Annotated in this window: 22 protein-coding genes; 18 read left to right on the top strand and 4 right to left on the bottom strand. The window is 59.6% G+C overall.

Features of this window, described 5'->3' with window-relative positions:
- Positions 1-104 precede the first annotated feature (104 nt).
- From ACWIKB_RS19625 to ACWIKB_RS19575, 11 genes are all read left to right on the top strand, one after another.
- Complete coding sequence (locus tag ACWIKB_RS19625) at positions 105-1,505, top strand: polynucleotide adenylyltransferase PcnB (protein ID WP_149418339.1); 1,401 nt, start codon at positions 105-107, stop codon at positions 1,503-1,505.
- Positions 1,506-1,508: 3 nt separating this feature from the next.
- Positions 1,509-1,994 (top strand): 2-amino-4-hydroxy-6-hydroxymethyldihydropteridine diphosphokinase, encoded by a 486-nt coding sequence (gene folK / locus ACWIKB_RS19620; RefSeq protein WP_475268918.1) that lies wholly within the window; start codon positions 1,509-1,511, stop codon positions 1,992-1,994.
- Positions 1,995-2,349: 355 nt separating this feature from the next.
- A complete protein-coding gene (gene panB / locus ACWIKB_RS19615) occupies positions 2,350-3,150 on the top strand; it encodes a 3-methyl-2-oxobutanoate hydroxymethyltransferase (protein ID WP_475268917.1) in 801 nt (266 codons plus the stop codon).
- On the top strand, positions 3,147-4,007 hold the full coding sequence (panC, locus tag ACWIKB_RS19610) for a pantoate--beta-alanine ligase (RefSeq protein ID WP_475268916.1): 861 nt from the start codon (positions 3,147-3,149) through the stop codon (positions 4,005-4,007). The genes panB and panC overlap by 4 nt, the downstream gene beginning before the upstream one ends.
- Before the next feature lie 195 nt (positions 4,008-4,202).
- Positions 4,203-4,583, top strand: a complete 381-nt coding sequence (gene panD, locus ACWIKB_RS19605; protein WP_084323050.1) for an aspartate 1-decarboxylase — start codon at positions 4,203-4,205, stop codon at positions 4,581-4,583.
- A 247-nt stretch (positions 4,584-4,830) separates the two neighbouring features.
- Positions 4,831-6,495, top strand: a complete 1,665-nt coding sequence (pgi, locus tag ACWIKB_RS19600; RefSeq protein WP_475268915.1) for a glucose-6-phosphate isomerase — start codon at positions 4,831-4,833, stop codon at positions 6,493-6,495.
- A gap of 335 nt (positions 6,496-6,830) precedes the next feature.
- Positions 6,831-8,768, top strand: coding sequence for an acetate--CoA ligase (acs, locus tag ACWIKB_RS19595; RefSeq protein ID WP_475268914.1), 1,938 nt, complete (start codon positions 6,831-6,833; stop codon positions 8,766-8,768).
- Positions 8,769-8,911: 143 nt separating this feature from the next.
- Positions 8,912-9,784, top strand: a complete 873-nt coding sequence (locus ACWIKB_RS19590; RefSeq protein WP_475268913.1) for an oxygenase MpaB family protein — start codon at positions 8,912-8,914, stop codon at positions 9,782-9,784.
- A gap of 185 nt (positions 9,785-9,969) precedes the next feature.
- On the top strand, positions 9,970-10,986 hold the full coding sequence (locus ACWIKB_RS19585; protein ID WP_475268912.1) for a class I SAM-dependent rRNA methyltransferase: 1,017 nt from the start codon (positions 9,970-9,972) through the stop codon (positions 10,984-10,986).
- A 116-nt stretch (positions 10,987-11,102) separates the two neighbouring features.
- On the top strand, positions 11,103-14,045 hold the full coding sequence (locus ACWIKB_RS19580; RefSeq protein ID WP_475268911.1) for a DUF748 domain-containing protein: 2,943 nt from the start codon (positions 11,103-11,105) through the stop codon (positions 14,043-14,045).
- Entirely contained in the window at positions 14,045-14,341 is a 297-nt protein-coding gene (locus tag ACWIKB_RS19575) for a DUF2845 domain-containing protein (protein ID WP_475268910.1), read from the top strand. Before ACWIKB_RS19580 ends, ACWIKB_RS19575 begins: the two co-directional genes overlap by 1 nt.
- 241 nt (positions 14,342-14,582) lie before the next feature.
- On the opposite strand, the gene ACWIKB_RS19570 is transcribed toward ACWIKB_RS19575, so the two are convergent.
- Entirely contained in the window at positions 14,583-14,933 is a 351-nt protein-coding gene (locus ACWIKB_RS19570) for a BON domain-containing protein (protein WP_475268909.1), read from the bottom strand.
- 355 nt (positions 14,934-15,288) lie between these two features.
- Entirely contained in the window at positions 15,289-15,705 is a 417-nt protein-coding gene (locus tag ACWIKB_RS19565; RefSeq protein ID WP_475268908.1) for a pilin, read from the bottom strand.
- Between the two features lie 225 nt (positions 15,706-15,930).
- Here ACWIKB_RS19565 and pilB point away from each other — a divergent pair, with 225 nt between their 5' ends.
- The 5 genes from pilB to yacG are packed head-to-tail and all read left to right on the top strand — an operon-like array spanning position 15,931 to position 20,542.
- Positions 15,931-17,631 (top strand): type IV-A pilus assembly ATPase PilB, encoded by a 1,701-nt coding sequence (pilB, locus tag ACWIKB_RS19560; RefSeq protein ID WP_475268907.1) that lies wholly within the window; start codon positions 15,931-15,933, stop codon positions 17,629-17,631.
- Between the two features lie 2 nt (positions 17,632-17,633).
- The gene (locus ACWIKB_RS19555; protein WP_475268906.1) at positions 17,634-18,851 is read left to right on the top strand and encodes a type II secretion system F family protein; all 1,218 of its coding nucleotides are present in this window, start codon (positions 17,634-17,636) and stop codon (positions 18,849-18,851) included.
- Position 18,852: 1 nt separating this feature from the next.
- Positions 18,853-19,725 (top strand): prepilin peptidase, encoded by an 873-nt coding sequence (locus ACWIKB_RS19550; RefSeq protein ID WP_475268905.1) that lies wholly within the window; start codon positions 18,853-18,855, stop codon positions 19,723-19,725.
- Positions 19,722-20,345, top strand: a complete 624-nt coding sequence (coaE, locus tag ACWIKB_RS19545; protein WP_475268904.1) for a dephospho-CoA kinase — start codon at positions 19,722-19,724, stop codon at positions 20,343-20,345. The genes ACWIKB_RS19550 and coaE overlap by 4 nt, the downstream gene beginning before the upstream one ends.
- Positions 20,342-20,542, top strand: a complete 201-nt coding sequence (yacG, locus tag ACWIKB_RS19540) for a DNA gyrase inhibitor YacG (protein WP_123404924.1) — start codon at positions 20,342-20,344, stop codon at positions 20,540-20,542. The genes coaE and yacG overlap by 4 nt, the downstream gene beginning before the upstream one ends.
- Before the next feature lie 23 nt (positions 20,543-20,565).
- Here yacG and ACWIKB_RS19535 read toward each other — a convergent pair whose 3' ends face one another.
- A complete protein-coding gene (locus ACWIKB_RS19535) occupies positions 20,566-20,781 on the bottom strand; it encodes a hypothetical protein (protein WP_008033212.1) in 216 nt (71 codons plus the stop codon).
- Between the two features lie 64 nt (positions 20,782-20,845).
- Positions 20,846-21,535 (bottom strand): energy-coupling factor ABC transporter permease, encoded by a 690-nt coding sequence (locus ACWIKB_RS19530; RefSeq protein WP_475268903.1) that lies wholly within the window; start codon positions 21,533-21,535, stop codon positions 20,846-20,848.
- Positions 21,536-21,668: 133 nt separating this feature from the next.
- Between ACWIKB_RS19530 and ACWIKB_RS19525 the strand changes: the two genes are divergently transcribed.
- Both ACWIKB_RS19525 and ACWIKB_RS19520 read left to right on the top strand, forming a co-directional pair.
- Complete coding sequence (locus tag ACWIKB_RS19525) at positions 21,669-22,295, top strand: DUF1780 domain-containing protein (RefSeq protein ID WP_008154887.1); 627 nt, start codon at positions 21,669-21,671, stop codon at positions 22,293-22,295.
- Positions 22,292-22,819 carry an MOSC domain-containing protein gene (locus ACWIKB_RS19520; protein WP_475268902.1) on the top strand — a complete coding sequence of 176 codons (528 nt, stop codon included), beginning with the start codon at positions 22,292-22,294 and terminating at the stop codon, positions 22,817-22,819. Before ACWIKB_RS19525 ends, ACWIKB_RS19520 begins: the two co-directional genes overlap by 4 nt.
- Positions 22,820-22,832: the final 13 nt, after the last annotated feature.

Genomic DNA, 22,832 nt, shown 5'->3' with positions numbered 1-22,832 from the left:
GTTTCGCAGCTTCCTACACCATCCCCCGACTAAATGCTAGAATCCCGGCCCATCATGCGGTCATTCTTCGTTATGGCCGAACATTCCTTCAAACAGTGCATCCCATGCTGAAGAAGTTGTTCCAGTCATTCCGTTCGCCCAAGCGTCATACGCAACACATCCGCAGCACGCCTGAAGTGCTCAACAGCGGCCAACATTCGCTGCAGAAGGCGCAATTCAGCCGTTACGCGGTGAATATCGTTGAACGCCTGCAGAACGCCGGTTACCAGGCCTATCTGGTCGGCGGCTGTGTGCGTGACATGTTGCTCGGCATCACGCCGAAAGATTTCGACGTCGCCACCAGTGCCACCCCTGAGCAAGTACGGGCCGAATTCCGCAATGCGCGGATCATCGGCCGTCGCTTCAAGCTGGTGCACATCCACTTCGGTCGCGAAATCATTGAAGTCGCGACCTTCCGCGCCAATCACCCGCAAAACGATGAAGAGGAAGACAGCAACCAGTCCTCCCGCAACGAAAGCGGGCGCATCCTGCGCGATAACGTCTATGGCACCCTGGAAGAAGACGCGCAACGTCGCGACTTCACCATCAACGCCCTGTATTACGATCCAGTCAGCGAGCGCATTCTCGACTACGCCAACGGCGTACACGACATCCGCAACCACCTGATCCGCCTGATTGGCGACCCGAAGCAACGCTACCAGGAAGACCCGGTACGGATGCTGCGGGCCGTGCGTTTCGCCGCCAAGCTGAATTTCGGTATCGAAAAACACAGCGCCGCGCCGATCCGCGACCTGGCGCCGATGCTGCGCGAGATCCCGTCGGCCCGCCTGTTCGAAGAAGTGCTCAAGCTGTTCCTCTCCGGCCATGCCGCGGACACTTTCGAGATGCTGGTCGACCTGCAGTTGTTCGATCCACTGTTCCCGGCCAGTGCCGAGGCGCTGGAATACAACCCGACCTACACCCATACGCTGATCAGTGAAGCGCTGATCAACACCGACCTGCGGATCAAGCAGAACAAACCGGTTACCCCGGCGTTCCTGTTTGCCGCACTGCTGTGGCCTGCCCTGCCAGCTCGCGTGTTGCGCCTGCAAGAACGTGGCATGCCGCCGATCCCGGCGATGCAGGAAGCAGCTCACGAGCTGATTGCCGAACAGTGTCAGCGCATTGCAATTCCGAAACGCTTCACCATGCCGATCCGCGAAATCTGGGACATGCAGGAGCGCCTGCCACGTCGCAGCGGCAAGCGCGCCGACCTGTTGCTGGACAACCCGCGGTTCCGCGCCGGTTACGACTTCCTGCTGTTGCGCGAAAGCGCCGGCGAGCAGACCGATGGCCTGGGTGAATGGTGGACGGATTATCAGGACGCCAACGACAGCGAACGTCGCGACATGATCCGCGACCTCAGCGGCAAGGATGACGGCACCGGCGCCCCGCGCAAGCGTCGTCGCAGCGGTGGCGCCAAGCGCAAACGCGCCGCCGGTGCACCGAGCACCACGGGCGAATAAGCCATGGAACGCATCTACATCGGCATGGGCAGCAATCTGGCTGACCCCGCCGAACAGTTGCGCAGCGCCGTCGAGGCGCTGGCGCGGTTGCCCCGGACTGAGCTGGTCGGGGTGTCCGGGTTTTATCAAAGCGACTCGTTGCTGCCCGGGCAACCGCGCTACACCAACGCGGTCGCCGCCCTCGACAGCCATCTCGCGCCACTGGACCTGCTCGACGCGCTGCAAGCCATCGAGAACGAACAAGGCAGAGAACGCCTTGAACGTTGGGGACCGCGCACGCTGGATCTCGACATTGTGCTGTTCGGCGATCGCCTGATCGACGAGCCTCGCCTCAAAGTCCCTCATTACCATATGCAGGAACGAGCCTTCGTGCTGTATCCACTGGCCGAACTGGCGCCGGCGGATTTGCATCTGGCGGATGGCCGGGCCCTCGCTGAACTGCTTGCGGCATGTCCGTTCGTCGGCCTGGAACGCCTCTCCAAAAACTGACGCAATTCCCCCTGTGGGAGCGGGCTTGCTCGCGAATACGGTGTGTCATTCAGCTCACATGTTGACTGACACACCGCATTCGCGAGCAAGCCCGCTCCCACATTGGTTTTGTGTTGTACATGCTGAATCGCATCAGTTACCCCGGTAACACCCCACACGTAACAATGCGGTAACACACACAATTGACTTCCCGAGTCCTCCTCACGACTATAGGCGTCCCGCTGCCGCCAACGTGGCGCTAAAGGGCGCAATCCAGGCCTTATAAGCACGACAAAAGACCGTGCGCCTGAGTAAATGAAGAATCACGCGCGTTACTCGCAGTAGTTTCCATAGCGCCTGAACGAGGATTTTTTACATGCCAGCCATCACCCTGACCACGCTCCAGAGCCTCAAGCAGAAAGGTGAAAAAATCACCATGCTGACCTGCTATGACGCGACCTTTGCCCACGCCTGCAATGAGGCTGGTGTCGAAGTGCTGCTGGTGGGCGACTCCCTCGGCATGGTTTTGCAAGGTCACGACAGCACCCTGCCCGTGACCACCGCTGAGATGGCCTACCACGTGGCCGCCGTCAAACGCGGCAATGCCGACGCCCTGATCCTCGCCGACCTGCCATTCATGGCCTATGCCACCCTTGATCAAACCATGACCAACAGCGCCATGCTGATGCAAGCCGGCGCGCACATGATCAAGGTCGAAGGTGCCTTGTGGCTGGCGGACTCGATCCGCCTGCTGGCCGAACGAGGTGTGCCGGTCTGCGCACACATGGGCCTGACACCACAAGCGGTCAACATCCTGGGCGGTTACAAAGTCCAGGGCCGCAGCGAGAACCAGGCGCGGCAGATGCGTGCCGACGCCATCGCCCTGGAACAGGCCGGTGCCTCCATGTTGCTGCTCGAGTGCGTACCCAGCGAACTGGCCCTTGAAATCACCCAAGCCGTGGGTATTCCGGTGATAGGCATCGGCGCCGGCAGCGGCACCGACGGCCAGGTCTTGGTGGTGCACGACATGCTCGGCCTGTCGATCACCGGCCGCGTGCCGAAGTTCGTCAAGAACTTCATGGCCGGACAAGTCAGCATCCAGGCAGCACTCGGCGCTTACGTCTCTGAAGTCAAAGCGGCGACTTTCCCAGGTATCGAACACGGATTCTCTGCATGAACACCGTCAAAACCGTCCGCGAACTGCGGGCTGCCGTCGCCCGTGCCCGCGGCGAAGGCAAGCGCATTGCCTTCGTCCCGACCATGGGCAACCTGCACAGCGGTCATATTGCGCTGATTACCAAAGCCTCCCAACGGGCGGATTTCGTGGTCGCGAGCATCTTCGTCAACCCGCTGCAATTCGGCGCTGGCGAAGACCTCGACAAGTACCCACGCACGTTGGCGGCGGATCAGGAAAAACTGCTCCAGGGCGGCTGCCATCTGCTGTTCGCCCCGACTGTCGAAGAGATGTACCCCGATGGCATGGCCGGCCAGACCCGCGTCAGCGTTCCGCAATTGTCCGAAGGCCTGTGCGGCGCCAGCCGTCCGGGGCATTTCGAAGGGGTGGCGACCGTGGTCAGCAAGCTGTTCAACATGGTTCAGCCGGACCTGGCGATCTTCGGCCAGAAAGACTTCCAGCAACTGGCAGTGATTCGTGCACTGGTGCATGACCTGAACATGCCGATCCAGATCATCGGCGAACCGACCGTTCGCGCCGCCGATGGCTTGGCACTGTCGTCGCGCAATGGCTTCCTCAGCGAAGAACAGCGAGCGACTGCGCCGGTGGTGTATCGCACGCTGTCGACGATTGCCGAGGCGATTAAACAGGGTGAGCGCGATTATCCAGCGCTGATCGATACGCAGATTAAACAGCTTGAAGCGGCTGGTTTGCGCACCGACTACCTGGAAATTCGCCATGCCGCGACGTTGCGTCCGGCTACCCCCGAAGATCGGGACCTGGTGATTCTGGTAGCGGCGTTCCTCGGCACTACGCGGTTGATCGACAACCTGCACCTGAATCTCGACGCGTCCGCCTAAACACCGCAATCCCCCTGTGGGAGCGGGCTTGCTCGCGAATACGGTGTGTCATTCAACAGAGATGTCGATTGATACACCGTATTCGCGAGCAAGCCCGCTCCCACATTGGTTTGTGTTCACTTCTGCATCGTATTGCTGCCCCTCAAGCCTTCGGGCAAACTGCCCGCCGTTCGATTCCGACCTGGGGAAACACTCATGCACGCCATCATGCTCAAGGCCAAGCTGCACCGCGCCGAAGTCACCCACGCAGTACTCGACTACGAAGGTTCTTGCGCCATCGACGGCGAATGGCTGGACCTGTCCGGCATCCGTGAATACGAACAGATCCAGATCTACAACGTCGACAACGGCGAGCGCTTCACCACTTACGCGATTCGTGGTGAAGCGGGTTCGCGCATGATCTCGGTCAACGGTGCTGCGGCGCACAAGGCCAAGGTTGGCGACCGGGTGATCATCTGCGCTTACGCCCACTACAGCGAAGCCGAGCTGCTCAACTTCAAACCGCGCATGCTCTACATGGCGCCGGGCAATGAATTGAGCCACACCAGCAATGCCATTCCGGTCCAGGTCGCCTGACCCGCACCCTCTATTCTCGGCACTGAAAGCCCTCGCCTGTTGTCTGACCTGACGTACCGGTATAAAAAAGTACCGGCCGCAGGTCAGACAAAGCCAAGACAGATCAACACGCGAGGTTTACTGTTACCGCCCTGCGCTATTTAATCGTCTCCAAGCAGATGGACCGGACGTTGCCTACCCTGTGGTCGGGACATTCCGGGATCTTCAGTGTCTTAAAGGCAGTTCACGTAAAAGGAAAACCGCAGCGATGGCGTATTACCGCACTCCTCACGACGTTACCGCTCTGCCCGCCTGGCAAGCGTTGAAAGATCACCGCCAAGCCATGCAGGATTTCAGCATGCGCGAAGCGTTTAATGCCGACCCGCAGCGCTTTACTCAATTCACCCTCAGCAGCTGCGGTCTGTTTCTCGATTATTCGAAGAACCTGATCAACGCCCAAACCCGCAATCTGCTGGTGGGCCTGGCCAACGAAGTCGACCTCAAGGGCGCGATCAAAGCGCTGTTCGACGGCGAAATCGTCAACTCTTCCGAAGGCCGCCCAGCGCTGCACACTGCATTGCGCCGTCCGGTGGGCGACAAATTGTCGGTCAACGGCGTCAACGTGATGCCGGAAGTGCACAAAGTACTGAACCAGATCACTGACCTCGTGGGCCGTATCCATGATGGTCTGTGGCGCGGTTACACCGAGAAGCCGATCACCGACGTGGTGAACATCGGCATCGGTGGCTCGTTCCTCGGCCCGGAACTGGTTTCCGAAGCGCTGTTGTCCTACGCCCAGAAAGGCGTGCGCTGCCATTACCTGGCAAACATCGACGGCAGTGAGTTCCACGAACTGACCATGAAGCTGCGCGCAGAGACCACGCTGTTCATCGTCTCGTCGAAATCCTTCAACACCCTCGAAACCCTGAAGAATGCCCAGGCCGCACGCGCCTGGTATCTGGCTCAGGGTGGTTCGGAAGCCGAACTGTATCGTCACTTCATTGCGGTATCGAGCAACAACGCCGCCGCCGTGGCCTTCGGTATTCGCGAAGAGAACATCTTCCCGATGTGGGACTGGGTCGGCGGTCGTTACTCGCTGTGGTCGGCCATCGGTCTGCCGATTGCCCTGGCCATCGGCATGTCGAACTTCAAGGAACTGCTGTCCGGTGCCTACACCATGGACCAGCACTTCCAGAGCGCACCGTTCGAACAGAACATGCCGGTGCTGCTGGCATTGCTCGGTGTCTGGTACGGCAACTTCTGGGGTGCGCAAAGCCACGCGATCCTGCCGTACGACCACTACCTGCGTAACATCACCAAGCACTTGCAACAGTTGGACATGGAATCCAACGGCAAGAGCGTGCGTCAGGACGGCACGCCAGTGTCTACCGATACCGGCCCGGTAATCTGGGGTGGTGTGGGTTGCAACGGCCAGCACGCCTACCACCAGTTGCTGCACCAGGGCACCCAACTGATTCCGGCCGACTTCATCGTGCCGATCGTCAGCTTCAACCCGGTGTCCGACCACCACCAGTGGCTGTACGCCAACTGCTTGTCGCAAAGCCAGGCACTGATGCTCGGCAAGACCCTTGCCGAAGCTGAAACCGAGCTGCGCGACAAGGGCTTGAGCGAAGAAGAAGTGCACAAACTCGCGCCGCACAAGGTGATCCCGGGCAACCGTCCGAGCAACACCATCGTGGTCGAGCGCATCAGCCCGCGTCGCCTCGGCGCACTGGTGGCGCTGTACGAACACAAAGTCTTCGTGCAAAGCGTGGTCTGGGGCATCAACGCCTTCGACCAGTGGGGCGTGGAGTTGGGTAAAGAGTTGGGCAAAGGCGTCTACAACCGCCTGGTCGGCAGCGAAGAAACCCCGGCTGACGATGCTTCGACTCAAGGCCTGATCAACTACTTCCGCGGCCGTCACCGCGGCTGATCTGACGCTCCCCCTGTAGGAGCGAAGCTTGCTCGCGAAGAACGATGACTCGGTGTACTTGATACACCGAGTCGCCTGCTTCGCGAGCAAGCTTTGCTCCTACAGAGGCCGTCACCGCGGCTGATCTGACGCCACACTGCTACACCCTGTGGGAGCGGGCTTGCTCGCGAAGGCGGAGTGTCATTCAACAGATAAGTTGACTGATCTACCGCATTCGCGAGCAAGTCGAATCGTCGCACCGCCGCTCCCACATTGGTTTTGTGTACGACTTGAACCCGCTGGGCACTCGGCGCATCTTTATGACTTGTTTACCAAAACAAGAATAAGGAACCGCCATGTTCGATATCAGCACGTTCCCCAAAGCCGATGCCGTACGCCGGGCAGCCAACCTGAGTCAGGACGACTACCAGCGTCTCTACCGACAATCCATCGAACACCCCAGCACCTTCTGGGCCGAACAGGCCGAGCGTTTCCTCGACTGGAGCACGCCGTGGCAAACCGTCCAGCGCTATAACCTGAAAACCGGTGAGGCCAGCTGGTTTGCCGGTGGCAAGCTGAACGTCAGTTACAACTGCATCGACCGTCACCTGGAAAAACGTGGCGATCAGACCGCAATCATTTGGGAAGGTGACGACCCCGTCGAATCCGCCCAGATCACTTACAAAAAACTCCATCACAACGTCTGTCGCCTCGCCAACGTCCTGAAAAGTCGTGGCGTGAAGAAAGGCGATCGGGTGTGCATTTACATGCCGATGATTCCCGAAGCGGCCTACGCCATGCTTGCCTGTGCACGGATTGGTGCGATTCATTCGGTGGTATTCGGCGGTTTTTCCCCGGACTCCGTACGCGACCGGATTCTCGACGCCGACTGCCGCACCGTGATCACCGCCGATGAAGGCGTGCGCGGTGGCAAATTCGTGCCGCTCAAGGAGAAGGTCGACAAAGCGCTCGAGAGTTGCCCGAACGTCAGCACGGTCATCGTGGTTGAGCGCACCCAAGGCGAAGTGAACTGGGTCGAAGGCCGAGACATTTGGTATCACCAGGCCCTGCGCGATGTCAGCGACGATTGCCCACCAGAGCCGATGGACGCCGAAGACCCGCTGTTCATCCTCTACACCTCTGGCAGTACCGGCAAACCCAAAGGCGTGCTGCACACCACCGGCGGCTACTTGCTGCAAGCGGCAATGACCTTCAAGTACGTGCTCGATTACCGCGACGGCGAAGTCTTCTGGTGCACCGCCGACGTCGGCTGGGTCACCGGCCACAGCTACATCGTCTACGGCCCGCTGGCCAACGGTGCGACTACGCTGATCTTCGAAGGCGTGCCGAGTTATCCCACCAGTTCGCGCTTCTGGCAGGTCATCGACAAACACCACGTCAACATCTTCTATACCGCACCGACCGCCCTGCGCTCGCTGATGCGCGAAGGCGCCGAGCCGTTGAAGGAAACGTCCCGCGAGAGCCTCAGATTACTCGGCAGCGTCGGTGAGCCGATCAACCCGGAAGCGTGGGATTGGTACTTCAACGTGGTCGGCGAGCAGCGCTGCCCAATCGTCGACACCTGGTGGCAGACCGAAACCGGCGGCATCATGCTCAGCCCGCTGGTCAGCGCCAAGCGCATCAAACCCGGCTGCGCCACGCAACCGATGTTTGGCGTGCAACCGGTGTTGCTGGATGAGGTGGGCAAGGAAATCAAAGGTGCAGGCAGCGGCGTGCTGGCGATCAAGTCCAGTTGGCCGGCGCAGATCCGCAGCGTCTACGGCGACCCGCAACGCATGGTCGAAACCTACTTCAAGCCCTACCCCGGCTACTATTTCACCGGCGACGGCGCACGGCGCGACGAGGACGGCGACTACTGGATCACCGGGCGTATCGACGACGTGATCAACGTCTCCGGGCACCGCATCGGCACCGCCGAAGTGGAAAGCGCCCTGGTGCTGCACGACAGCATCGCCGAGGCCGCAGTGGTCGGTTACCCTCACGACGTCAAAGGCCAAGGCATCTACGCCTTTGTCACGCCCATGAACGGCGCCGAACCTAACGATGAACTAAAGAAAGAACTGCTGGCGCACGTCAGCAAGGAAATCGGCAGCTTCGCCAAGCCAGACCTGATTCAATGGGCGCCGGCCTTGCCGAAAACCCGCTCGGGCAAGATCATGCGGCGGATTCTGCGCAAAATCGCCTGCAACGAACTGGATAGCCTGGGCGACACTTCGACGCTCGCTGATCCGAGTGTGGTGCAGGAGTTGGTCGATAAACGCCTGAATCAATAACACCCCGACCCGGCACGCCTCGCGTAGGAGCTGCCGAAGGCTGCGATCTTTTGATCTTCGTTTCCAAGATCAAACGATCGCAGCCTTCGGCAGCTCCTACACAGGGGCATACCATGTCAGCCTTTTTTCGCCACTGAGTCGCCATGGAATTCATCCGCAGCCGCATCGAAACCCAGCTTATGAGCCTGACCGGTCTGTCGCTGGGCAACCTCGACCTGGAAAACCCCAAGGGCGATCCGGGCCTGTTCGGTCCCGAGTCGGTAAGTTGGCAAGTCCATGGCGATTTCAGCAGCATGCTGATCGGCGGGATCAGTGCACTGATGCTGCAAGCCCTGCATCCACTGGCCCTGGCCGGGGTCTGGGATCATTCGAATTTTCGCGAAGACATGATCGGCCGCTTGCGCCGCACCAGTCAGTTCATCTCCGGGACGACGTTCGGTTCGCGCAAGGACGCCGATTGGCTGATCGAGAAAGTGCGCACCATTCACCTGCAAGTGGTCGGCACCGCGCCGGATGGCCGGCCGTACGCCGCCAGCGATCCCGACTTGCTGACCTGGGTGCATGTGGCTGAGGTCAGCAACTTCCTTGCCGCGCACCTGCGTTATCGCAATCCACACCTGTCCCTGGCGGATCAGGACCGTTACTACGCGGAAATCGCAGTGATCGCCGAGCGCCTGGGAGCCCGCGACGTGCCCCGCAGCCGCAAGGAAATGGCTGAATACCTCCAGAGAATCCGTCCGCAACTGCTGTGTGACGACCGCAGTCGCGAGGTGTTGCGCCTGCTGCTGAATGCACCCTCCCCCAGCCGTATGGCCAAACCGTTTGGTGGCTTGATGATGCAGGCCGGGATCGACCTGCTGCCGGACTGGGCCAGTGACATGCTCGGGGTCAGTCAGAACCCGTTGCAACGCCAGCTGATCCGCGCCAGCGTCAGGCGCAGTGCGCCGATGCTGCGCTGGGCGATGCGCAATGGCTCGGTGCAGCGGGCCAAGCGGCGGATGGGGTTGTTGACCTGACCCGCCGCCCCTGCATCGATATACCTGTGGCGAGGGAGCTTGCTCCCGCTCGAGCGCAAAGCGCTCGCAAAAATCCCGATAATGGCTGAGATTTTGGGGCCGCTTCGCAGCCCAGCGGGAGCAAGCTCCCTCGCCACAGTGTTAAACTCCCGCGCCAAATTCCCTCCTCCTGCAAGGCGCCCAGCATGTCTTCCTTGAATCAGGCGCTGCGCGCCGCCCTCGATCATCGCCAGGACCTGCTTGCCGAACTGCATCAGCAGGGCACCGATTGCTATCGCCTGTTCCATGGCAGCCAGGAAGGCGCCGGCGGCCTGACTATCGACCGCTACGGTCCGCAGTTGCTGGTGCAAAGTTTTCACCAGTCGCTGGAGCGCGACGTGCTGCTGCAACTGCACGACATCATCAATCAACACCTGGGGCTCGACACCCTGCTGGTCTACAACGACCGCTCCAGGGGCAATTCGCGCATTGACCGTGAAGACACTGTCTACCAAGCCGACGACGCAGCGCTGCAAGACCTGATCGGTCACGAATGGGGCCTCAACTACCGGGTTCGCGGCCGTCATGCCGGACAAGACCCGCTGCTGTTCCTCGACCTGCGCAACACCCGCGGCTGGGTCAAGGATCACAGCCAGAACAAAAGTGTGCTGAACCTGTTCGCCTACACCTGCGGCGTCGGCCTGAGTGCGGCGGCGGGCGGCGCTAGCGAAGTCTGCAACCTCGACTTCGCCGAAGGCAACCTGGCCGTTGGCCGCGAAAATGGCCTGCTCAACCCGCAGTTGCCGACGATGGAATTCATTCAGTCCGATTACTTCCCGGCGATCCGCCAACTGGCCGGCCTGCCGATCAGCCAGCGTCGCGGGCAGAAACTGCCGAGCTACCAGCGCCTGGAACAGCGTCAGTACGATCTGGTGCTGCTCGATCCGCCAGCCTGGGCCAAGAGTGCATTCGGCACCGTCGACCTGCTGCGCGACTATCAGAGCCTGCTCAAGCCCGCGCTGTTGACTACCGCCGACAATGGCGTGCTGATCTGCTGCAACAACCTGGCGAAAGTCAGCATGGACGACTGGCGCGAACAGGTGCTGCGCTGTGCGGAGAAGGCCGGACGGACGGTGCGTGAGTGGTCGGTGATGACCCCGGGCGCGGATTTCCCATCGATGGATCAGCAGCCACCGTTGAAAACCCTGATCCTGCAGCTTTGAATCGCGAGGAAGTTTCATACACTTTTTTCTGAACAAACCTGAACAGGGCGAGTACTTCGGAACCGAAAACGCGTGCCATACTCCAAGGCACTCCGATCAGACAAATGAAGCCGCACATGCCCAAAGGATTGATTCGCGCTATCGGCGCCTTGTTGACTGCTCTGGCCCTCTACAGCCTGCTGGGGTTTCTGATTTTGCCGGGCATCGCCTTGCGGATCGCCAACCAGCAGTTAGCCAACTACGCCACAACGCCCGCACATATCCAGCGGATCGAACTCAACCCCTTCAGCCTTGAAGTCACCCTGTGGGGCCTTATCATCGGTGAGCCGGGCAAGGAACAGGTCGGCTTCGAACGGCTTTACGCCAACCTGCAGATCGACAGCCTGTGGACCAAGGCGCTGCACCTGTCCGATATCGAACTGGACAAGCCCAAGACCGAAATCCTCTTCGGCAAGGACGGCAAACTCAACCTGCTCGGTCTGTTCAAAATCCCCGCCAGCGAACCGACCCCGGCCGACCCGAATGCCAAGCCGTTCCCGCTGCGGGTAGAGCGCATCAAACTGGCCGGCGGCTATGTGCACTTCCAGGATGCACGGCCCAGCGAGCCGATCGAATTCCTTTACGACAAACTCGATTTCGAGCTGAAGAACCTCAGCACCCTGCCCGATGACAACGCTGACATGACCCTGGTCGCCGCTGGCCCGGCAGGCGGGCAGATCGACTGGACCGGTAATTTCAGCCTGATCCCGATCGCCTCCGAAGGTAAGTTGAAAGTCACCGACGGCCAGATGAAAGTCTGGTGGCCATACGTGCGTGATGCGTTGCCACTGGCCCTGGAAAACGGCGTGCTGAACCTGAGCACCGACTACAAGCTCAACCTGACCAAGGAAACCGAACTGCTGCTGAGCAACGTCGCGGTCAGCGTCGCGCCATTCGCCATCAATGCACCAGACGGTCGGCCGCTGGTGAAACTTGAACGCCTGGACGTCAGTGAAACCACCGTCGACCTGGCCAAGCAACAAGTGGTGGTCGGCAAGATTCGCAGCAATAAACTCGAAACCTGGGCCGCTCTGGAAGCGGACGGTCAACTGGATTGGCAAAAACTGTTCGCCAGCCAACCGTCTAAAGCGGCGGTCAAAGCCAAAGCCGAACCGGCGGCCACTCCTGCTGCCGCTGACTCACCAAAACCTGAACCGGCGCCACCCAGCAAGCCGTGGCAGGTAATGCTCAAAGACGTACAACTGCGCAATTACCAGGTTCACTTGGCCGACCGCAAGGCACAGCCGCCCGTGGCGCTGGAAGTGGGCCCGCTGAATGTGGACCTGCAGAATTTCGATAGCCTCAATGGCTCGCCTTTCAAGCTCAAGCTCGACACAGGCATCGGCAAGCAAGGCAAGATCACCGCGGACGGCGAGGTCAATCTCGCGCCGGTCAGTGCCAAGTTGAAAGTGCAAACCAAGGACATCGACCTTCGCGTCGCCCAGTCCTACATCACTCCGTTCATTCGCCTGGAGCTGCGCAGCGGCATGCTCGGCAGTGACCTGGCGGTTGACCTCAAAAGCACCGACCCACTGGCCTTCAGCGTGACCGGCCGAGCCCAGGTCGATCAACTGCACACCCTCGACACCCTGAAAACCCGCGACTTCCTCAAGTGGCAGCAACTGGTGCTCGAAGGCCTGAATTATCAGCACGGCGACAGCCTGTCGATCGACAAGGTCAACCTGTTCCAGCCCTATGCGCGTTTCATGATCAATGATGACCGCACCACCAACATCGATGATCTGCTGGTTCCGCAACCGCCTGACGCCGGCGCCAAGACCGCCGCAGCCAAACCGGCGGCCGGCAAGGACAAACCGCTGGCCATTCACGTTGGCGGCATTGCGATCAATGACGGCTCGGCGAACTTTGCCGACTTCAGCCTGACACCGAACTTCGCCACCGCCGTTCAAGAGCTTAACGGAGCGGTCGGCACCATCGACAGCCGTCAGGCGAAACCGGCCAGTGTCGACATCAAGGGCAAGGTCGACCGCTATGCGCCGGTCACCATCAAGGGCGCGGTCAACCCGTTCGACCCGATGGCCAGCCTCGACATCGCCACCAGTTTCAAACGGGTAGAACTGACCACCCTGACGCCCTACTCCGGCAAGTTCGCCGGCTACCGTATCCGCAAGGGCCGGCTCAATCTTGACCTGCATTACCTGATCACCAAAGGCCAGCTCAAGGCCGAAAACAAGGTTGTCGTCGAACAACTGCAACTGGGGGAAAAAGTCGACAGCCCGGACGCCACGAGCCTGCCGCTGAAACTGGCGATCGCCCTGCTCAAGGACGTCGATGGCAAGATCTCCATCGAGCTGCCGGTGACGGGCGACTTGAACAACCCGCAGTTCAGCATCATGCCGATTGTCTGGCAGACCCTGCGCAATCTGATCGTGAAAGCGGCCGCCGCGCCGTTCAAAATGATCGGCGGGCTGATCAGCGGCGGCAGCTCGGAAGATCTGGGCACCGTGTCGTTTGCACCAGGCTCAAGTGACCTGAGCAAAGACGCTGAAGCGTCGCTGATCAAACTCTCCGGCGCACTCAAGGAACGTCCGGCCCTGCGCCTGGAAATCGAAGGCACCGCCGCGCAAAGCAGCGACGGCCCGCTGATCGCCGAGCAACGCCTGGAGCGCGAATACCAGTACAACTACTACAAAATGCTCCAGCGTCGTGGCGACAAGGTCCCGGCCCAGGCGTCCCTGTTGCAGGTACCGGATGGCGAGAAAGGTCCACTGCTGGAAGGGATTTACCGCACCCGCCTCAAGACTCAGCCGCCCGCCGAATGGAAGGATCTGGGCAAGGAAGAACGCACCGCCAAAATGCGCGCGGACGTGATCAAGTTCTGGAGTTCCAGCGATGTGCTGTTGCGGCAACTGGGCCAGGAACGGGCCAGCAGCATCAAGGACTTCCTGGTGGACAAGGCGCAGATGGCCGATGACCGCGTGTACTTTGTCGACGCCAACCTGGGCGAAGCGCAAAGTGATGGTCGGGTGATTACACCCCTGCACCTGGATGCCGAGTGATGATCAAACAATTGCTGATCGGCCTGACCCTGGCGATGTCTGCCAGTCAGGCCAGCGCAGCCGATACCCTGCGCTGTGGCAGTCAGTTGGTCAGCGTGGGCGACCGGTCCAGCGAAGTGCTGCAGAAATGCGGACAACCCGTGGCCCAGGATGCGCTGGGCTACAAGCGCAGCGCCAATCGACGGGAAGAGTTCCAGGTTGAGGAATGGACCTACGGCCCCAACAACGGGATGTATCAATACCTGCGGTTTGAGGGTAATCGGTTGGTGCAGATCACCAGCAAGCGCGGCAATTAAAGTCAAAAGATCGCAGCCTTCGGCAGCTCCTACAAGGTGAATGCATTCCTCTGTAGGAGCTGCCGAAGGCTGCGATCTTTTGCTTTTGTCCTTCCACAATAGAACAGGCCCCCGACACGAATGTCGGAGGCCTGTAATGGCCACATCCTTGTGGCCTTCGCATGAACTCTCCAGAGGCGGCAAACGTATTGCTCAGCCCGTCTGCCACGCCTTCTCCCGGTTCAAGCGGAGAAGTCTTGCCTTACTCGGCTTTCAGGCCGTCAGCGGAGACCGCTTTGACGCCTTTGATTTTCTTGGTGATCGCAACAGCGGTGGACTTCTGAGCTTCGGTAACGGCTACAGTCGACGACAGCGATACCACACCTTTGTTGGTTTCTACTTTGATGTCGGTGCCTGGAATGCCTTTTTCGGTAACCAGGTCGCTTTTGACTTTGGTAGTGATCCAGGTATCGGAAGTGGTTTCTTTAGCTTTGGTCATTTCACCAGCCGCCAGAGTCATCGGGGCTTGGGTGGTAGCGGTGGTCTGTGCAAATGCTGCACCGGCCATAGTCAGGGTCAGCGCGGTAGCAGTAGCAATAGCGAACTTCTTCATACGAGTAACTCCTGTTTTTCTATAAAGTCTGCTGCGTGTCTTCTCAGCAGGGTTACTGGGTATATTGCGAACGCTGTGCCAACTTTGAAAAATCAATTAAATCGTTATAAATCAACACCTTATAAAAACAGGAAATTTCCACAATCATGCAAAATGCATGAAGAGGAGATTAAGTACATGCAACTTGCCGGTTTTCTCGCAGGCCTAAGGCCATGAATTGTCGAGGGTTTCCCTGTTCATGTAAGGGCAGCGAAAAAAGTTGCATCCATCACCTGCTTTTTGAGTAATCGCCCGGCCGACAGGCAAAAAAATACCCCGCCGTTTCGGGCGGGGTATCGATTCTGTTATAGCAACATCAAGCGCCAGGGCAACCCGGGCTGGAAAACTCTTTCAAGGCCGTCGTTGCACATGACCAAGTGCCCGCCTGAGCGCGACTCAGAGTAATGACCTTACCCTGTACAAGCGACGGGGCATTAAGCAGCGTGCAGGTAATAGTCCCGACGCCACTGGCGGTAGTACCCGTTACGGCCAGCGTGCAGTTCGTGGTTGTAGCCCCCGCAGGCGAAACAGTGGTGATCGCGGGATCTGCCGTACCTGTATTCATAACGTCTTCATACGCCACTTTGAGCGCTGAAGCTTCCGCGATCCCGGCGGTGACCTTGGCCCGCGCCTGGTATTTGCTATAAGCCGGTAATGCAAACGTCGCCAGAATCCCGATGATCGCCACCACGATCAACAGCTCGATCAGGGTAAAACCTTTTTGAGTGTTCATAGACAAGCTCCATGCATGAGTCGGAATCTCATGATCTGCATAAGCCCCAGCACGCTCCATGCCAAGCCTTCCAGGCCCTGCCCACAGGGTGCGGCGTGACAACAACGGCCCTTCCTACCCCCGACAACCGCACTATCTGACACTTTTTGTCACCTGAACGCCGCTGGTTTCGCTGCATCCCTTGACTAGGCTATAAGTCATGAACTGTCTGCGTCCGGTATCCCCATGAATGACATCGCCCTTAGCGGTCTGGCCAAGCAATTGGTGCTGGCCGAACTGCTCACTGACAAAAGCGCGCAACAGGCGTATCAGCAAGCCCAACGCAGTCGCATTTCCCTGGTCAGCTACCTGGTGCAAAACAAACTGGTGAAAAGCCGGCAGGTGGCCGAGATCGCCTCAGAACATTTCGGCATGGCCTTGCTGGACCTCCACTGCCTCGACAAGGAAACACAGCCCAAAGGCCTGGTCAGCGAGAAGCTGATTCGCCAGCACCACGCCCTGCCGCTCTGGCGACGCGGCAACAAACTGTTCGTGGGGATTTCCGACCCGACCAACCACCAAGCGATCAACGACATCCAGTTCAGCACCGGCCTGAGCACCGAAGCCATTCTGGTGGAAGACGACAAACTCAGCGACGCTATCGAGAAGTTCTTCGACACCCACACCACCGGCCTGGAAGATATGGCCGATGTTGACCTCGATGGCCTGGACGTCGAATCGATCGACGACAAGCACCAGGACTCCATCGCCGGGCAAGACGCCGATGATGCGCCGGTGGTGCGCTTCGTCCACAAGATGCTGCTCGATGCGATCAAGAGTGGCTCTTCCGACTTGCACTTCGAGCCCTACGAAAAAACCTACCGGGTGCGGATGCGCACCGACGGCATTCTGCGTGAAGTTGCCAAGCCACCGATTCAACTGGCCAACCGCATCGCCGCCCGGCTCAAAGTCATGGCCAGCCTCGACATTTCCGAACGGCGTCGGCCGCAGGACGGGCGGATCAAGTTGCGCCTGTCCAAGAGCAAGTCCATCGATTTTCGGGTCAACACCCTGCCGACCCTGTGGGGCGAAAAAGTGGTGATCCGGATCCTCGACCCGTCCAGCGCCCAAATGGGTATCGATGCCCTCGGTTATGAACCCGACCAGAAAGCCCTGTTCATGGCCGCCCTCAAGCAGCCACAAGGGATGATCCTGGTGACCGGCCCCACCGGCTCGGGTAAAACTGTTTCGCTGTATACCGGGCTGAATATTCTCAACACCGTGGACATCAACATCTCCACCGCCGAAGACCCGGTGGAGATCAACATGGAAGGCGTCAACCAGGTCAACGTCAATCCCAAGCAGGGCCTGGATTTCTCCCAGGCCTTGCGCTCGTTCCTGCGTCAGGACCCGGACGTGATCATGGTCGGCGAGATTCGCGATCTGGAAACCGCAGAAATCGCCATCAAGGCCGCCCAGACCGGGCACCTGGTGCTCTCGACCCTGCACACCAACAGCGCTGCCGAAACCCTGACCCGCCTGCACAACATGGGCATCCCGGGTTTCAACATCGCCACCTCGGTCACCCTCATCATTGCCCAGCGCCTGGCGCGCAAGCTGTGCAGCCACTGCAAGACGCCAATCGAGATTCCCCGAGAGGCGCTGATCAAGGAAGGCTTCCCCGAGGAACGCATCGGCTCATTCACGATCTATGAGCCCGTCGGTTGCGAACACTGCAACAACGGTTACAAAGGACGCGTAGGGATCTATGAAGTGGTGAAAAACACAGCTGAGTTGCAACGGCTGATCATGGCTGAAGGCAACTCCCTGGAAATCGAGATCCAGATGCGCAAGGACGGCTTTAACGACCTGCGTACGTCGGGCCTGAACAAGGCCATGCAAGGCATTACCAGCCTGGAAGAAATCAACCGGGTCACCAAGGACTGAACATGGCGGTCAAGGCAGCAAAAATCAGCGTTTACGCCTGGGAAGGCACGGACAAAAAAGGCACGAAGATGACCGGCGAATTGAGCGGTCAGAACCCGGCGCTGATCAAGGCGCAATTGCGCAAGCAAGGCATCAATCCAGGCAAGGTGCGCAAGAAATCCGCCTCGATTTTCAGTTTTGGCAAACGCATCAAGGCCCAGGACATCTCACTGTTCACCCGGCAGATGGCGACCATGATGAAGGCCGGCGTGCCGCTGTTGCAGTCGTTCGACATCATCGGCGAAGGCTTCGACAACCCGGCGATGCGCAAACTGGTGGACGAGGTAAAACAGGAAGTCGCAGCGGGCAACAGCTTCGCCGCGTCCCTGCGCCGCAAGCCTGAATATTTCGACGAGTTGTACTGCAACCTGGTGGACGCCGGCGAACAGGCCGGCGCCCTCGATACACTGCTGGATCGGGTGGCCACCTATAAGGAAAAGAGCGAAAGCCTCAAGGCCAAAATCAAGAAAGCCATGACCTATCCGCTGGCCGTGGTGTTCGTTGCAATCATCGTCACCGGCATTTTGCTGGTCAAGGTAGTGCCGCAATTCAAAACCGTGTTCGCCGGGTTTGGCGCCGAACTGCCGTCCTTTACGTTGATGGTCATCAGTCTGTCGGAGTTCATGCAAGAGTGGTGGTGGCTGATGCTCGGCGGCCTGATCGCAGCGGTCTTCGGTTTTCGTCGCGCGATGAAAAAGTCCCAGGGTTTTCGCGATCGCATGGACACCTGGCTACTGAAGTTGCCGCTGGTGGGCGCGCTGATGTACAAGTCCGCCGTGGCCCGTTACGCCCGCACGCTATCGACCACGTTTGCCGCCGGGGTGCCGCTGGTGGATGCCCTGGAATCGGTGGCCGGCGCAACCGGTAATATCGTGTTCAAGCGCGCGGTGCTGCGCATCAAGCAGGATGTATCGACCGGCATGCAGCTCAATTTTGCCATGCGCACCTCCGGCGTCTTTCCAAACATGGCGATTCAGATGGCGGCCATCGGTGAAGAGTCCGGCGCGCTGGACGACATGCTCGACAAGGTCGCCAGTTTCTACGAAGACGAAGTGGATAACATGGTCGACAACCTCACCAGCCTGATGGAACCGTTCATCATGGTGGTGCTGGGGGTTGTTGTCGGCGGCCTGGTGGTTGCCATGTACCTGCCCATTTTCCAACTTGGCTCAGCGGTCTGACATGCCCTTGAACGACTATCTGACCCTCTATCCTCTGGCCTTCGTGATCTTCGCGCTGGTGCTTGGCCTGGTGATTGGCAGTTTTCTCAACGTGGTGATCTGGCGCCTGCCGAAAATGCTCGAACGGGAATGGCGCATGCAGGCTCACGATGTTCTCGGCCTCCCCACCGAAACACCCCTGCCGACCTACAACCTGATGCTGCCCCACTCCCAGTGCCCGCACTGTGCTCATAAGATTCGCGCCTGGGAAAATATCCCGGTGCTCAGTTATCTGTTTCTACGCGGTCGCTGCTCCCATTGCGCGGCCCCGATCAGCAAGCGTTACCCATTGACCGAACTGGCCTGCGGTCTGCTCTCGGCGTTCATCGCCTGGCATTTCGGTTTCGGTTGGCCTGGCTGCCTGATGCTGGTGCTGACTTGGGGCCTGTTGGCGATGAGCCTGATTGATGCCGAGCATCAACTGTTGCCCGATGTGTTGGTGCTGCCGCTGTTGTGGCTGGGGCTGATCGTCAACAGCTTCGAGCTGTTCGTGCCGTTGCACGATGCGTTGTGGGGTGCGGTGGCTGGCTACCTGGCGCTGTGGTCGGTGTTCTGGCTGTTCAAGTTGATCACCGGCAAGGACGGCATCGGTCATGGCGACTTCAAGCTGCTGGCGATGCTCGGGGCCTGGGGCGGTTGGCAAGTACTGCCGCTGACCATCCTGTTGTCGTCGCTGGTGGGGGCGATTCTCGGGGTAATTTTGCTGCGCTTGCGTAACGCGAAAACCTCGACACCGATCCCCTTCGGACCCTATCTGGCAATTGCCGGCTGGATTGCGTTGCTCTGGGGTGGTCAAATAACCGACTTCTATTGGCAGTTTGTCGGTTTGAAATGAATACCCCTGTGGAAAAACCCTGGATTCTCGGCTTGACCGGCGGCATCGGCAGCGGCAAAAGCGCGGCGGCCCAACACTTCATCGACCTCGGTGTGCACGTGGTGGACGCCGATCACGCGGCGCGCTGGGTGGTGGAACCGGGGCGTCCGGCGCTTGCGAAAATTACTGAGCACTTCGGCCCCGGCGTGCTGCAAGCCGATGGGCAACTGGATCGCGCCGCGTTGCGCAAACTGATCTTCGAAGTGCCGGAGGAACGCCGCTGGCTCGAGGCGTTACTGCATCCACTGATCGCCAGGGAAATCGTCGACCATCTGGCCAAGGCACAATCGCCTTACGCCATCCTGGTATCGCCGCTGTTGATCGAGTCCGGCCAATACGCCATGACCCAACGGGTGCTGGTGATCGATGCCCCGGAACAACTGCAGATCGAACGCACCCTGCAGCGTGACCAGACCAGCGAACAACAGGTCCAGGCGATCCTCAAGGCCCAGTCCAGCCGCCAGGACCGCGTGAGCCATGCCGACGATGTGGTGGTCAACGACCGCGACCTCGCCTGGCTGCACAGCGAGGTCGAGCGCCTGCATCACTTTTATTTAACTTTGCGTGGAGGCCAGTCATGAGCCAGACCCCAACCGTCAATTGCCCAACCTGCGGCGCCCCTGTCGAATGGAGTGCCACCAGCACCTTCCGGCCTTTCTGTTCGGATCGTTGCAAACTGATCGACCTGGGTGCCTGGGCGTCGGAAGAACACAAGATCCCGGTGAGCCCGGACGCCGAGGACGACCTGTTCAGTGAAGACTTCGAGCCACGTCACTAACCCCCCGTCTTTATCCATAGGCATCAGGGCCGCATAAAGCCGTAGTCCTGACCGTCATCGAGGTTCTCGGCGAGAAACTGCAATTCATCCGCCAGATCCTCGACACTGCGCACCGCCTTGCTCTGCTGCACCACCGCACTGAGCAAGGCGCGCAGGCTCAACCCCGGATCAAACCCCACTTCCTGCGCCGCATCCAGACTGTGACGCAACTCCTGCCTTGCCCATTCGTAGACGCTCATATCGGTGCTCCTGAAAGGTTTCCCGAAGCATGGAAGCGTCAGTGATCAGTCGATTTGATGTGGATCAAGACTTGGGATCGTCGTCTTTCCACGGCGCCGAAAGGTAACGCGTGCGATTGAACGTCTCCAGCCACTCAGGACTGAACACCACCAGCGCGCTGATGATCATCCCGTTGATAAATGCCTCGGGGAAAATCAGCAGCCACAGATAGCCGACAAAATCTTCGAGCCAATACGGCATCGCAAAACGTTCGTCGAACCACAGCAATGTCAGCGCCAGCAGCAGGCACAGCAAGGCCGACAGCGCCGCCGCGAAGAAACCGGAAACGAAGATATACACAAAGGGATTACGCGGCTGGGCACGCTCGACCAGGATCGCGCAGCATTCGGTGACCAGCACCGGCAACAGGATAATCAACGCGCCGTTCACCCCGACGGCGGCCAGATCCTGACGCCCGAGCAGCACCAAACCCAGTTGCGCCACCAGCGCGCCGACAATCGCCAAGGGCCAGTCCAGCAGCAACGTTACCGCCGTCATGCCGATAAAGTGATACGACACGCCGGTATCGAAATCCCGCCGCACCAGCCACAGCATGAACAGCGCGAACACCGTGCCGAACAGCAGATGCTGACGGCGACTGTCGGTGAACAGCTCAACCCATGGCGCGCGGCAGATCGCCCAGATCACCACGGGTACATAAATCAGCCAGCCGACCGCCAGGCTCTGCGGTGATAGCAACTCTGCGCCGATCATGACGCCATCCCCTTGAACACCACGTCACACTCCTTGTTGGGTACGTCTCCATCCCAGCATACACCGGCGCAAAAGTGCCTCCAGTGGATGCAAAGCTTTCTGCTTGTCGCATTTGAACGCTAAGCTTGGGCCTATGGATGACTCAGATTATTTACGCCTGCTGACCATCGCGGCCGAGCAAGCCAACGCGTTCCTGTCCAATGCCCGCAAATGGGAGCGTGAGCGTTGGGTGTGCCAGCGCCTGCTGCAAGGCCTGAACATTCCCTATCGCGCCGACGAATTCGCCCCCGCCGGTGAGCCGCCGGACGTGCTGTTTCGCGATGCCAGTTTCGAGGTGTTCTTCGTACTCGACGAAGGCCGACGCCTCAACGACGAATGGCGCGACGAACTGCAACGCCGGCGCAGCGCGTTTTCCCTGAGTTCGCTGGTGCGTCGCGAGGCCAAGCCCCGGCGCATTCCGGCCAATGAATTCCTGCTGAGACTGGCGCCGACCTTGCGTAAAAAAGCCCACAACTACAAAGAGCGCGGCATGGACCTGGGCGAGCTGGACATCATTGCCTTCGCCAGCCTCAAGCGCGAAGTGCTGGACCTCAACAGCCATTTCCCCCCGCCCACCGAATACTTGCGCCAGGGCTGGCGCTCGTTGTCGCTGGTCGGGCCGACGTTCGCCCGTGTGTTGTTCGCTCATCCGGACGCACCGGATTTTCTGCGCAGCAACCTGGGGCGCAGTATCGTCTTCGACGTCGGGATCAGCCTGTGAGCCCATTGCAGGAATTGATTGCCGAAGTCCCGCAAATCGGCCGTGTACGCTGGATCGGCGTGCGTCCGGAATCGCATGCGCCGATGATTGAACTGGAGGCCGTGGAAGCACGACTTGAGGCCGGTTTGACCGGCGACAAGGCGCGCCCCGGCGTGCGTAATGCGCGGCAGGTGACGTTGATTCAGTGGGAACACCTGGCGGTGATCAGTTCGCTCATGGGCCGCCCGGACGATAAACCGGTGTTACCGAATGATCTGCGGCGCAACATCGTCGTCAGCGGCATCAATCTGTTCAGCCTCAAGGGCCGGCGCTTCAAGATCGGCCAGGCGATTTTCGAAACCACAGGCTGGTGCCAACCGTGCGCACGCCTGCAAAACAACCTCGGCCCCGGGACTTTTCAGGCCGTTCGCGGCCATGGCGGAATCACTGCCCGAGTGTTACAAAGTGGAATCATTCGACTGGACGACACCGTGAGCGTCGAGCCTGTCCCCGACAGCGGCTATGCTCCGTTCAACGTTCGTTAAATCAGCCTGTAGC

Source organism: Pseudomonas sp. 5Vm1k (assembly GCF_056161485.1).
The sequence above is the reverse complement of the archived record's forward strand: the minus strand, read 5'-3'. Positions and strand labels throughout refer to the sequence as shown.